Raw genomic sequence first — 12,732 nt, forward strand, 5'->3', positions numbered from 1 at the left:
AGAAAAGAACGCCTAAAAAGGCAAAAAATAGCAAAATAGAGCATTTGTTTTGAGTTTCAAGTGGTTGTGGCAGTCTTTGGCTTTAATTGTCAGTGACAAGGAAATGAGGAAAAAGCAGATTAGAGAAGTAGAAACGCTTTCAAATCATTACCCAATGGAAACGCCCTAATAAGCATTTTTAACGGTGGCGGTTCATATTTCCCCATTCTGCGTAGGTTTTGGCTTTGCCATGCAACTCTCATAGTTTAATTTTGCACCGAACAAAAAAGTAAGAATTATGAGATGCACTTTCAAGACAGTCTTCTATGTAAATGGAAGCAAGGAGAGAAACGGAATTGTCCCTATCATGGGACGTGTGACAATCAACGGAACTATCGCACAGTTCAGTTGCAAGCAGAGCGTTACCAAGGCTATCTGGGATGCCAAGGGCAACAGAGCCATAGGTAAGAGTAAGGAAGCCAAGGAGGTGAACTTCGTGCTTGACAACATCAAGGCGCAAATCGCCAAGCATTACCAACGTCTTTCCGACCGTGAGGCGTTCGTTACCGCTGAAATGGTGAGAAATGCCTACCAAGGCATTGGCACGGAGTACGAGACTTTGCTCAGAGCTTTTGACAAGGAGAACGCCGCCTTTGCCAAGCGTGTCGGCAAGGACAGGGCAAAGACTACTTACAACAAGTACCTAACGGTGAGAAAGTATGTTGCCGAGTTCATCAAGTATCAGTACAAGCGCAGCGACATGTCCATGAATGAGCTTACCGAGGAGTTCATCCGTGACTATTGTCTGTACTTGAAGAATGTGGTAGGACTTGCGCAGTCCTCCATTTGGATTTACTCCATTCCGCTGAAACATATCGTTACGACCGCACACTACAATGGCAAGATACCGAGAAATCCATTTGCCATGTACCATGTTGACCCAGACCACAAGGAACGTGAGTTCTTGACATTGGACGAGCTAACCGCCATGACTGAGATAAAGTTGGAAGGCCCAAACATGGCTTTTGCGAGAGACCTTTTCATTTTTGGTTGTTGGACAGGTATCTCTTTCATAGACATCAAGAACTTGACGGAGGACAACATCTGTATAGTTAATGGTGCTCCTTGGATTGTGTCGAAGCGTCAGAAGACAGGTGTACCATTCCAAATCAAGCTGATGGATATACCTATACAGATTATTGAGAGATACAAATCATTCAGAAAAGACTGTCACTTATTCCATATTGGTGACCATGGAACTATCAATAAGCATATCAAGCGAGTTGCTGCAATGTGTGGTATCAAAAAGCAAGTTTCGTTCCACGTATCTCGTCATAGTTGGGCAGTTTTGGCTTTAGAATATGGTAGGGATGCTCGTAAATCAGTCAAAAACAACCTAACGATCTAATTGTCAGTGTTATAAGAATTTTGTATCTTTGCATAAAATAATAAAAAATCCCCCAAACTGCTTTGACCGGCCTGTTTTGGGGGAAACGAAAAATAATCGTCATGGCAAAGGTACTACAATTTTCTGAAATAACACCAGGTCTTGCGTTCACAGAGTTTGATTTTTACAAAGATTATGAAGAGTCGTTCAAAAAGAGTGAACTCGGACGCTTTCATGCCCTCCTTCCGTTGCGTGAGATGGCCATTAGATTCGGTTTGATTGACTCTGTTCCACGCAGAAAAGTCGGTCGCAAATCTTACTTCAGTCCTGAAGGCAAGGTGGCACTCATGTTCCTCAAGTCGTATACCGGATTGTCTGCCCCAAAACTTATGGAGCAGCTCAACGCCAACATACACTATCAGATATTCTGTGGCATCCGAATAAGTTCAGCCAATCCCCTGACCAACTACAAGCTCATAGATGATATTATCCTTGAACTGTCCAAGCGCCTGAAGATCCAGACTCAGCAGGAGTCATTGGCAGAAACATGGAAACCATACATGAGGAATCTTGATACAATCTATACCGATGCAACGTGCTACGAAAGCAGCATGCGTTACCCCACTGACACAAAGTTGCTATGGGAATGCGTAGAGAAGGTATATACAATGATGTGTGAGGCAAGTAAGGAACTCGGCATTCACCGCATGAGGACGAAGTACCTTGATGTTGCCCACGACAACATGGCCTATGTGAAGCAACGCCACCACACCAACAAGCGTACTCGCAGGATGATCCGTCGACAGTTGGATCTGTTAGGGAAAATTCTCAAAGAGTTAAGAAGACTCGACAGAGAAAATCCCTGCGCAGGAATCTTCTCCGATAAGCAACTCGCAGAAATAGAGACGATAACGAAGATATACCGTCAGCAGCATAAGCATCACGAGAGTGGCAATGCCAAGGAGAGCATTCCTAATCGTATCGTAAGCGTCAACAAACCATACATACGTCCAATCGTCCGTGGCAAGGAAGTAAAGAAGGTCGAGTTTGGAGCCAAGTGTAACAACATACAGGTTGATGGTCTGTCGTTCATCGAGAAGCTTTCGTTCAACGCATTCAATGAGGGTACTCGTATTGTGCATTGTGTAAAGCTTGCAGAGAAACTCTTTGGAGAGAAGATCACCAAACTGGCTGGCGACTGCAGTTATTCTGGTAATGCCAACCGTTCTTTCTGCAGTGAACAAAACATAGTGACTTCATTCTCGCAGAAAGGCAGGAAGCGAGAAACCACGTCCACTGTCAGCATGGTCAAGAAAGAACTTGCCCGTGTACGAGCCACAGCAATGGAAGGATCCTTTGGAACGCAGAAGGAACATTACGGACTCAAGCGGATAAGCGGCCGAATCAAGAAGACAGAAATCCTAATCATCTTCTTCGGCATCCACACGGCTAATGCAGTACAACTGGCAAGAAGAATTGCAAAAGCGGAACTCCATCAGGCTGCTTAACCTCATATAGCATTATCCTCCATGCAAGGGATAACTATGCCCTGACAAGACAAGAATCGACTAAAATTACGATAAAACTCCGGAAATAAGCAGACGATGGCAACCTCGGAAGGCATACCCTCGTCTATAGATATTGAATTCTTAGAATTAAACGACAACCCCTATGGTATGCCGATAGAGAGCGTGAGCAAGATTCTCGGTCACACGAACATCACCACAACACAGATATACGCCAAGGTGACAAGTAACAAACTTGACCATGACATATCTGTTTTTGAAAGTCGAATCAAGGGGCATTTGCCTGTAATAGGAGGAATGGTATGAAAAGGACAATTATCACTATGGACGGAAATGGGACACTTTCCATTCCGTCCAACTTAGAGAACTTGTGGATGGGTGAAGGCGAGTTGGTGAATATATTTCATGCCACAGCTCCCAAACTCAACTCTGTGATACGAGCCATATATAAGGAAGGTATGCTGTCTATGTCAGAAGTTCAACGCAAGGACAAAACTTCCGTTGGCGTTTGGCAAACGCTGTATAGTTTTCCGATGATAGTTACCATTAGCTTTCGTCTCCACTCTTTTGGCGCAGCACAACTTCGTGATGCAATCCTCAAGAGATTGTACGGAGCAAAAGAGAAAAGTACCATAATCCTACAACTCTATGGAGGTACAAACACCTTTAGCTAAATATGATTGAATACTTGGCAGTTTAGTGAGGTGCTGTCGTACTGATTCATTGTCGTATCGAGAAGTGTTGTCGTGAGAAAAAGCAGAACTTTTGATGTCATACGTTTTATATGTTTATCGTATGACATGTAAAACGTATGACATACAGGAATGCATTTTTGTTCATCCCGAGGAACGGTTTCTTTGTAAGCCTTTCTTCGGGATTTTTCGTTTTGCCTTATCCCCCAAAGCTACATCAAACACCTTGATTTTCTATCTTTTAACACTGTCGGTTCAAACTTCTCCATTCTGCGTAGGTTTGAGTTTTGTATTTTGATTTTCCGCCATTACCTTTGCAACTTTAATTTTTATAAGTTACAAAGGAGAATTTATGAACATGACAAATGACAACAAACTGCCAGTCGAAGTTGCTACCATGCAGCCACAGGCACCACCTCCACCAAACGAGGTGTTCATCCGTGTTGGCACAACCTTATACAAGGTGGTTGACCAACCTACTATCAATGGAGGGAAGGTAAGAAAGCGCATCCCTTGGAACATGGAAACCTTGCGTCAGGACTACGGCAAGGAGTTCATCAAGTATGTCCACAAGTATGACGGATTCTGTACCGTTCCCGAACATGTGAACCACCGAACTGTAATAGACGGTTTTCTCAATCTCTACGAGCCGATAAGCCACAAGCCAATGAAAGGGGATTTTCCGAACATCAAGAAATTGCTTTTTCACATCTTCGGTGAGCAATACGAGCTTGGCATGGACTATCTGCAACTGCTCTATCTCAGACCTGTGCAGAAACTTCCAATTCTTTTGCTTGTGTCTGAGGAGAGGAACACAGGCAAGACCACGTTCTTGAACTTTCTGAAAGCGTTGTTCCAAGACAACGTTACGTTCAATACCAACGAGGACTTCCGCAGTCAGTTCAATGCAGATTGGGCTGGCAAGCTGCTCATAGTCGTGGATGAGGTGCTACTCAGTCGCAGGGAGGATTCTGAGCGTTTAAAGAATCTCAGCACCACACTCTCCTACAAGGTGGAAGCCAAGGGCAAGGACAGAAACGAGATTTCTTTCTTTGCCAAGTTTGTGCTGTGCTCCAACAACGAATCCCTGCCTGTCATCATTGACGAGGGCGAGACCCGATATTGGGTGAGGAAGATTTCATCGTTGCAATCGGACGATACCGACTTCTTGCGTAAACTGATTGCTGAGATACCTGCTTTCCTGTTCCATCTGCAAGGCAGAACGCTGTCAACACAGCAGAAGAGCCGAATGTGGTTCGCCCCCGAGCAGATTGCGACTGATGCCTTGCGGAGAATCATCCGCTGCAACCGCAACAGACTTGAGGTGGAACTATCGGAGTTGTTTCTTGAAATTATGGAAAACACCCAGACAGATAGCTTACAGTTCTGCCTCAATGATGCCCTTTCCTTATTGCAGTGCAACCACGTGAAAGCGGAGAAGCACCTTGTGCGAAAGACAGTGCAAGACTGTTGGAAACTGCAACCTGCACCAAATGGTCTCACATACACTACATACGAGTATAATTACAACAATGGTTGCCAATATTCACCCATCAAACGTGTGGGCAGATTCTACACCATAACGAGAGACAAATTAAACGGCAAATAATTTGATGAATTGTTGAACATTATGAAATAAGTATTGAATATCAGATATTTATGGTTCTACATATTCTCAACATAATACTCAACAAAAGAATGGGACTGATGAAAAGAGAAAACATGATGGTTCATACCTATCTTTCTCTTTTGCTCCGTAAATTGTTGTGACGAGGAATTTGTTGAGAGTTTGTTGTAATGCTAATTCGTTGGTTCTCATAATATTATTCATTATTTTCAACAGCTCATCAAAAATACATTCACCACTTAATCCACAGTAAGACATGAACATTCAAGAAGCAAAGCAAATCAAGATTGCAGACTATCTGCAAAGTTTGGGACACCGTCCTGTCAAGCAGCAGGGCGCAAACCTTTGGTACAAGTCACCATTGAGAAACGAGAGTGAGGCATCTTTCAAAGTGAACACTACGATGAACAGTTGGTTCGATTTCGGAGTGGGCAAGGGCGGCAACATCATCACCCTTGCGTCATACCTCTACGCATCAGATAGCTTGCCATATCTCTTGGACAAGCTGGAGAAGCAAGCACTCCATGTCCGCCCGACCGACTTTTCTTTCATTCAGCAAGCCTCTGAGCCGAGTTTTGAGAGATTAGAGGTTAGGGAACTTAACCATCCTGCACTCCTGCGCTATCTGAGCGAGCGTAAGATTAACCTGCATATTGCCAGAAAGGAATGTGTGGAACTCCACTTCTCGCATGGTGGCAAAAGCTACTTCGCCATCGGTTTCAAGAACAAGTCGGGCGGTTACGAGGTGCGCAACCTATTCTTCAAGGGCTGCATGTCACCCAAGGACATCACACATATCCGACAGCAAGGCGAGCCAAGATACTCTTGCTATGTTTTCGAGGGCATGATGGACTATCTTTCCTTTCTCTCGTTACGCATGGAGAAGTTTCCGTCTTGTCCGTCATTGGAAGCGCAGGACTACGTGATACTCAACTCCACAAGCAATGTGGACAAGGCTGTTGACGCACTCCACGGCTACGAGCGCATCAGTTGTCTGCTCGACAACGACGAGGCAGGGCGGAAGGCAACGCTTGCCATCGAGAACGCCCTCAGCTACCGTGTGAGGGATGCATCCCACTTGTACAGCGAGTACAACGACTTGAACGACTATCTGTGCGGAGTGAAATCCAAACAGTCGGTACACCAAGTACAGCCTGTTAAGCGGACTGCTCCACCTCGGAAGAAAGGCGCAGCCTTAGGTATGTAGGCGGTTCCTGCTCCAATGGCTATTCTGAACGGAAAAGCCATAGCTCAATAGGGCGTTTTCTTGACGCAGTGGCACGCCACCGCTAAAAACACCCATTTGAGCAAAGGGGCATCCCCTTTTGAACCCCCGTGAGCCATGCGCAGGGCGCAATGCGGCAAGCGGATTTGTACAACTCAAAAACAAGTTTATTATGGGACATTTCAGTTTGGATTTCAAGAAGGCAAAGGGCAGCTCTGACGCAAGGGAGTCAGACCACATAGAGCGCAAGGTGATACCCGACAACGCTGACCCTACGAGAACTCACCTCAACCGTGAGCTTGTCAAGATGCCGAGCGGTGTGTATGGTCGTGACGAAGCCATCGCCCACCGCATCAAGACGGCAGGCATCAAGCGCAAGATAACCAATGACCAGGTGAGGGTGATTAGAACCGTGCTGTCTGGAACGCACGAGGACATGATGAACATCGCAGCCAATGATCAGCTTGACGATTGGTGCAACGACAGCTTGAAGTGGTTGCAGGACACGTTCGGCAAGGAGAATGTCGTGTCGGTGGTTCTCCACATGGACGAGCACACGCCACATCTCCACGCCTCCATCGTTCCGATAGTGACTGGCGAACGGAGAAAGGCGAAGAACAAGACAACGGAAGAGGGCAAGCGGACATACCGCAAGAAAGCCAATGTCGTGAGGTTGTGTGCCGATGATGTGCTCAACCGTGACAAGATGGTTGGCTATCACGACAGCTATGCTGAAGCCATGGGCAAGTATGGCTTGAAGCGAGGTGTCCGTGGATCGGATGCGAGGCATACCACCACGGCACAGTATTACCGCAACATCAAGCGAGAGACGGAGAGACTTCAAAACTGCATGAAACTGTTGCAATCTGATGTGGAGGAAGCGGAGCGACTGCTCAAACAGACCAAGAGTGAAATCAACACGGAGAAACTACAGGCAGCCAAGACGGAAGCCAAGACCGCCCTTGTGTCGAAGATTGGTTCTCTTTTGGGCAGTGGAAAATTGAAAGAGGTGGAGCAACACAACCGAAAGTTGTGTGAGCTTGTGACAGACCGAGAGCAATACATTGACGAACTCCATGAGAAAATACAGCGAATGGAGGACAGCCACAGCCAACAACTCGGCGAGATGCAACAGATACACCAAGCAGAGGTCGTAGATTTGAAGAGCAAGCACGCAACAGAAGTTTCTTTGCTCAATGACATCGTCCGCAAAGCCAAGCATTGGTTCCCGATGTTGGAGGCACGTTTGCAAATGGAAGACCTGTGCAGGAAGATTGGCTTCACCGTTGAGCAAATCGGAGTGCTTCTTACAGGAAAGGCAGTCAACATTAGCGGTTCACTCTATTCCGAGGAGTACAGAAGGAAGTTCAATGTGGTGAATGCAGAAATCAAGATATTCTCTGATTCTACCAAGCCGAACCAACTGTTTTTGTATATCAATAGACAGCCTATTGTAGAATGGTTCAAGGAGCAATGTAATATTTTTAAAAAGACCGTGAATAGGCGTTTCAAATTGTAAAAAGATGCCAAGATAAATACCCTAAAAAAGTGATTATCTTGGCATCTTTCTTTATTTTTCAATGGCAGTTTCTATAATGCATTTTGCTTGTAGCAATAAGTCTTGTGCATCTTCTCGCATTTTGAAACTTTGCTTAATCTTATTAGCTATCATTTGCTGTTCATTCATTGGGAGAATAGGAATAATAACATGCTCTATTTCCGATGGCTTCCAATGCTGTATTATCGAGCCTCCTGCATCACGTTCTGCTTGCAACTTCACTACTATAGAATTGAGCACCAAAGTCAGATAATCTGGCAAAACATTCGGTGTTGTTAACTGCAAGTGGAGAATAGCACTTGAAGTTATGACATCTTGTGTTTCTTCCATTTTGTATGCGATACCCACACTTCCATCCTTGGATAACAATATAGTATCCTTTTGTGGGCGGATTGTGTCTGCAAATTGTGTCGTGTCTAATTTGACATCAGAATTAGACAAACCGAATTTGGACAGGTTCGCTACTCTTATAAAAGGAATGCCTTCCTCTTGATACGCATCACTACCTGGTTCTATGGATTTTTGTATGGTCGCAATCTCTTTGATTGTGGCAGTCGGGAAACCTTTTAACTTCTCAAAAAGTAAGTCGTATTTCGGCTGATAGTATTCTGCATCAAGTCTGCCACTTGCAAGAAAGCTATCTGACAGTTTCTTGCAAGAGCAAACTACGTTACTAACCTTGACTTTTGCATCATTTGAAATAATGCCTACCTCATGCAACAAAACATATATAGCAATATGTAGTTCCATTGCAGATTTTTCTTGCAGGACATAATATTCTGATGCTATTTTACCCCCCATTTTGGATTGCGCCCTCTACAGTGAGCTTAGCATGTTCAAGTAGTTGTTGGGATTCTTTGCGAAGAGATATACTACTTTGGACATGTTGGGCAATTTCTTCTTGGATTTCTTGTCGGATTAATGGAATTGGGATACGTTCCAATTCTTGTCGCCCAATGGCTGTAAGGATTGTACCCGAACATCCCTTCCTCATCAGTTCCTTTACCAATGGAGATTTGAACAAAACAAGCAATGTCTCGGAATTAAGCACGCTGGATTTCAATACATAGAAGCCAGTGGAGCATAATGCTCCATCGTAATCTTCTTCCACCAAAGCACAGCTATCCAAAGAACCTTCCAAGGATGAAATGACAACATCATTCTTGCTTACGATTCTTCTTGCCCTCGATGGCAAGTCTTCACCCTTTTGTTGGCTACAGCCTATTATGTTTCCATACTTTCCAATGTTTGCTAACTCTACATACTTGTATGTCGTATCATCTTTTGGAGTAAAGTTTTCTTCTTTTATATCACATATTTCTGCCAAATTCTTACTTCCATATTTGTATGCTTGGATATGGTGGAGTATGTCATCATACTTTGGTTGATAGTACTCTGCGTCCAAACGTCCTGTTTCTATAAAAGACTCTTTCAAAGTCTTAACATTACAAGAATTTGAACTTGTCGTAAAATCATTCAAATCTAAGCACTCCAACATATTATTTGCAGCTTCTGAGTATAAACTTTCAGACATTTCTAATTTTTGAAAGGCTCTATATGTTATGTCCTCTATTTTGTCATTCAAATCCTTTGAAAATACAGGTATGGATATTTCCCTGAATTTTGCAGGACTAAAATTGGCCTGATTACCAACCATAGAGTACTTCTCTATTTCCAATCTTCCATATTTTGAATTCAAAAATGCTACTAATGTGGCAGAATTGATATACTTTCGATTAGGTCGGATGCGAAACAGATAGGACGCAAAGGCATAATCATAATCCTTTGGGACTATAGCACTTCTTCCAACAAATTTAGGATTACCATTTGTTCGACAAATGAGTACATCATCCTTTTTAAGTTGTAACCCATGATAAGCATCAATATCCAACAGGCTACAATATTTGTCGGGATGAGAAATGAATGAATAATTAAATTCATTCAATCTCAAGACAGGGTATCCTTCACCCATTTCATTCAACTCTTTCGATGTGCCATATTGAGAGAAATCGATAATTTGTGAGGCTTTTACTGTATTTTTGTAACTAACAGTGTTTGAATTATAAAATTCAGATTCCATCCTCACTATATCGTTTCCAATTACTCGACTAAAAGGCACTTCGCAAATCTCCAGCCCCTCTAACAAAGTCTTGTATCTTACTTCGTCAAAGGGGCACTTGCGAAAAAAGAGAGTTTTTCTTTCTTTGCAAACTCTGCGAAAGCTTCAGCGATGCCATCTTGTGTAAGACCTTCATGATTGAATAGATCATGCTTTACAACAAGATGCCCATGTGTGTCAAGAAGTGGAACAGTATTTCCATTCTCGTCTGTTGTGCTTCGGTAAATCTTATCACCACTATTATCCTTACTTGGCTCTTGCATTGTGGCAAAGAAAATATTGTAGTCCTTTACTCTTGGGCATAACACATCATCCCATTTTTGGACGAACAAGACACTTGTCTTTGTTCCTGTATGGGGCTTAAACACATTACCATGTAATCCGACAACAGCCAATATCCGACAACGGTCAGCTATGTATTCACGCAATGCCTTATCGCTGCTATTATTGAAACGACCTTGTGGCAGAACAATTGCCATTCTTCCACCTGGTTTCAGAAAGTCAATGTTTCGCTCCACGAATAGAATATCACGGCTTATCTTAACCTGTGTCTTCAATTTTGTTTTGCGGAATGTGCCATCACTCATTTGATATACAGTTTCCCCATCGTTAGTAAGTGCATCTATGAAAGTTGGCTCTTTTTGTACTACAGAAATACCTTTAGGACAAGCCTTTAATTTTTCCACAGCCATGTTTCTTCCAAGATCATACTTTGATATAACACGACTTTCCTTGATGTCGCCTGCAAAAGGAGGATTTGCCATTACTATGTCAAATGTAAAATCACGATAACTCTTCTTGTCCGCTCTCAACTTTTGCAATTTAAACCAACCTGTACTATACGTTTCAAGCCACCCCGGTCTTTGCACATAGTCGCTTTCCCAACGCTCATAATCCAATGTGTTGAGATGCAACACATTAGTTTGCCCATCGCCAGCTATGAGATTCAAGGTACGAGCCACACGTACGGTCTTTTCATCAAAATCAATGGCAAAAACATTGTTTTGAACATAGTCTGTACATTCGGCAGGTTTCTGTTCAAGAGTAAAAAGATGGCTACGTTTCAATCCTTTTCTATCCAAGATATTTTGCCAAACATGGAAAATTGTATGAACTGGAAAACCACAACTTCCCGCTGCGGTATCTATCATCTTTTCATCCTCCTTTGGGTTCAGCATCTTCACGCACATATCTATCACATAGCGAGGCGTGAAATATTGTCCTTTCTCACCTTTTGAATTCTTTGAGATAAGATATTCAAAGGCTTCATCAACGACTTCGAGGTTAGAATTGAACAGTTTTACATCTTGTAATGAGGCAACACATACAGACAGATGGGAAGGTGCCAATTGCAGTTTGGCATCTTCAGAGAATACACCTGCCCATTTTTCTTTGGCTTGGTCGAACAAATCCTGTAGTTTGTCTCTTAGTTCCTCCTCTGTGTCACCATAGTTACGGAATACAAGATTACGGTCTTTCTTGCGTCCGCTCTCCATTTCATCGTAAAGTTTGGTGAAAATCAATTTGAACACCTCCTCAAAGACATCAACGCCAGCATTGGCAAGCACCTCGTCTTCCATTTCGAGAATCAAGTCTTTCAGTGACTTGCGCTCATTGACAAGCTTGTCTTTCTTGATAAGGTCATCAATAGTCCAACGTTCAGAAATGATGTCTGATAGTTTTTGGTCGGCACGAGGTATGCTGCTTAAATCCTCAAAATAGTTAGGGTCTTTTCGATGATAGTATGAAATGCTCTTTCCATTGCTCCATACACCAATAGGTGCACCTGTAGCATTGCAATAGCTCTTGAGCTGTTCCTTGCCGTCTTTGAGTTTTGGCTTCTTGACTTCTACTATAATAAAGGGTGCTGTTGTGTCTTGTTTATCAAAAATAACAATATCAGCACGCTTCTTTTCTCGTCCAAAAGTCACTTCGTATTCCAATTCCATTTTTGATGTGGAATACCCATAATCCTCTATAAGCACCAATAAATATAGTTGGCGCACCACTTCCTCAGGAGTCAGTTTTATTTCTTTCTTGCGAACTAAACAAGTGAGATAATATTTACCCCCCCCATTTGTTTTTCGCTCAACTATACGGTTCTCTAACTCTGCAATATGCTTGTCGGAGAACAAACTTAGGTCATATTCTGTTCCTTTAATTATGTCTGTTAATTTCATTGCGTATCTATTTTATTTGAAACAAGAAGCTCTCTAATGTCCACGTCCAAAATTTCAGCAATTTTGTACAGTATAGGTATCGGTGGCTGAACTTTATTTGTAGCGTATAGATTTACCATATTAAATGTTTTGCCAAGCCGATGTGCCAAATCTGTTTGACTGACACCTTTGCGTTCAAGAATCTCCTTAATTCTGTTCATTTTATCTTGATTTTGAATTTGCCACTGCAAAGGTACACAATTTTATTTGGTATTTTAGCTTATATCTCGAAAATTTATATTAAATTTGCACCTGAAAAGAGTTGTTTGACAGCAAACATTACGCATATTGCAGAAATTAGGACTATTGCCAAATCATTACCTCTATCGAGGTAACACACTCATAAATAGCTCATTTTAAGCTATTCAGCAGATTTTAGCGTAATTTTTAAAGAAAATCA

The 12,732-nt window shown here is 42.8% G+C and carries 10 protein-coding genes and 1 pseudogene; 7 read left to right on the top strand and 4 right to left on the bottom strand.

Annotated features, from left to right (window positions below):
* Positions 1–277 precede the first annotated feature (277 nt).
* From KTQ90_RS11115 to mobV, 7 genes and pseudogenes are all read left to right on the top strand, one after another.
* Positions 278–1,387, top strand: a complete 1,110-nt coding sequence (locus tag KTQ90_RS11115) for a site-specific integrase (RefSeq protein ID WP_217318495.1) — start codon at positions 278–280, stop codon at positions 1,385–1,387.
* Between the two features lie 101 nt (positions 1,388–1,488).
* Positions 1,489–2,874: a transposase gene (locus KTQ90_RS11120; protein ID WP_217318496.1), complete on the top strand. Its 1,386-nt coding sequence runs from the start codon at positions 1,489–1,491 to the stop codon at positions 2,872–2,874.
* A gap of 165 nt (positions 2,875–3,039) precedes the next feature.
* Positions 3,040–3,198: pseudogene (locus KTQ90_RS11125) on the top strand (site-specific integrase); the annotation flags it as partial.
* Positions 3,195–3,566: a hypothetical protein gene (locus KTQ90_RS11130; protein ID WP_117922883.1), complete on the top strand. Its 372-nt coding sequence runs from the start codon at positions 3,195–3,197 to the stop codon at positions 3,564–3,566. The pseudogene KTQ90_RS11125 and the gene KTQ90_RS11130, both read left to right, overlap by 4 nt.
* 415 nt (positions 3,567–3,981) lie before the next feature.
* Positions 3,982–5,193: a primase-helicase family protein gene (locus tag KTQ90_RS11135; protein WP_144152861.1), complete on the top strand. Its 1,212-nt coding sequence runs from the start codon at positions 3,982–3,984 to the stop codon at positions 5,191–5,193.
* Between the two features lie 274 nt (positions 5,194–5,467).
* Positions 5,468–6,418, top strand: coding sequence for a toprim domain-containing protein (locus KTQ90_RS11140; RefSeq protein ID WP_217318497.1), 951 nt, complete (start codon positions 5,468–5,470; stop codon positions 6,416–6,418).
* Positions 6,419–6,608: 190 nt separating this feature from the next.
* Positions 6,609–7,955, top strand: coding sequence for a MobV family relaxase (gene mobV, locus KTQ90_RS11145; RefSeq protein WP_217318498.1), 1,347 nt, complete (start codon positions 6,609–6,611; stop codon positions 7,953–7,955).
* A 51-nt stretch (positions 7,956–8,006) separates the two neighbouring features.
* Here mobV and KTQ90_RS11150 read toward each other — a convergent pair whose 3' ends face one another.
* The 4 genes from KTQ90_RS11150 to KTQ90_RS11165 all read right to left on the bottom strand — a co-directional run bounded on the left by KTQ90_RS11150 (position 8,007) and on the right by KTQ90_RS11165 (position 12,493).
* Entirely contained in the window at positions 8,007–8,744 is a 738-nt protein-coding gene (locus KTQ90_RS11150) for a restriction endonuclease subunit S (protein WP_254360399.1), read from the bottom strand.
* 40 nt (positions 8,745–8,784) lie between these two features.
* Complete coding sequence (locus KTQ90_RS11155) at positions 8,785–10,074, bottom strand: restriction endonuclease subunit S (RefSeq protein ID WP_217318500.1); 1,290 nt, start codon at positions 10,072–10,074, stop codon at positions 8,785–8,787.
* A gap of 77 nt (positions 10,075–10,151) precedes the next feature.
* Positions 10,152–12,293, bottom strand: coding sequence for a type I restriction-modification system subunit M (locus KTQ90_RS11160; RefSeq protein WP_217318501.1), 2,142 nt, complete (start codon positions 12,291–12,293; stop codon positions 10,152–10,154).
* On the bottom strand, positions 12,290–12,493 hold the full coding sequence (locus KTQ90_RS11165; RefSeq protein ID WP_118141762.1) for a helix-turn-helix domain-containing protein: 204 nt from the start codon (positions 12,491–12,493) through the stop codon (positions 12,290–12,292). Before KTQ90_RS11165 ends, KTQ90_RS11160 begins: the two co-directional genes overlap by 4 nt.
* Positions 12,494–12,732: the final 239 nt, after the last annotated feature.

The organism is Leyella stercorea (assembly GCF_019052365.1).
In the GTDB taxonomy this organism is placed as follows: domain Bacteria; phylum Bacteroidota; class Bacteroidia; order Bacteroidales; family Bacteroidaceae; genus Prevotella.

What these genes read in the sequence shown, in the direction of transcription:
- KTQ90_RS11150 (WP_254360399.1), bottom strand. Translation starts at nt 8,744, where the DNA reads ATGGAACTACATATTGCTATATATGTTTTGTTGCATGAGGTAGGCATT.
- KTQ90_RS11160 (WP_217318501.1), bottom strand. Translation starts at nt 12,293, where the DNA reads ATGAAATTAACAGACATAATTAAAGGAACAGAATATGACCTAAGTTTG.
- KTQ90_RS11165 (WP_118141762.1), bottom strand. Translation starts at nt 12,493, where the DNA reads ATGAACAGAATTAAGGAGATTCTTGAACGCAAAGGTGTCAGTCAAACA.
- KTQ90_RS11155 (WP_217318500.1), bottom strand. Translation starts at nt 10,074, where the DNA reads ATGGAATCTGAATTTTATAATTCAAACACTGTTAGTTACAAAAATACA.
- KTQ90_RS11115 (WP_217318495.1), top strand. Translation starts at nt 278, where the DNA reads ATGAGATGCACTTTCAAGACAGTCTTCTATGTAAATGGAAGCAAGGAG.
- KTQ90_RS11130 (WP_117922883.1), top strand. Translation starts at nt 3,195, where the DNA reads ATGAAAAGGACAATTATCACTATGGACGGAAATGGGACACTTTCCATT.
- KTQ90_RS11135 (WP_144152861.1), top strand. Translation starts at nt 3,982, where the DNA reads ATGCAGCCACAGGCACCACCTCCACCAAACGAGGTGTTCATCCGTGTT.
- KTQ90_RS11120 (WP_217318496.1), top strand. Translation starts at nt 1,489, where the DNA reads ATGGCAAAGGTACTACAATTTTCTGAAATAACACCAGGTCTTGCGTTC.
- mobV (WP_217318498.1), top strand. Translation starts at nt 6,609, where the DNA reads ATGGGACATTTCAGTTTGGATTTCAAGAAGGCAAAGGGCAGCTCTGAC.
- KTQ90_RS11140 (WP_217318497.1), top strand. Translation starts at nt 5,468, where the DNA reads ATGAACATTCAAGAAGCAAAGCAAATCAAGATTGCAGACTATCTGCAA.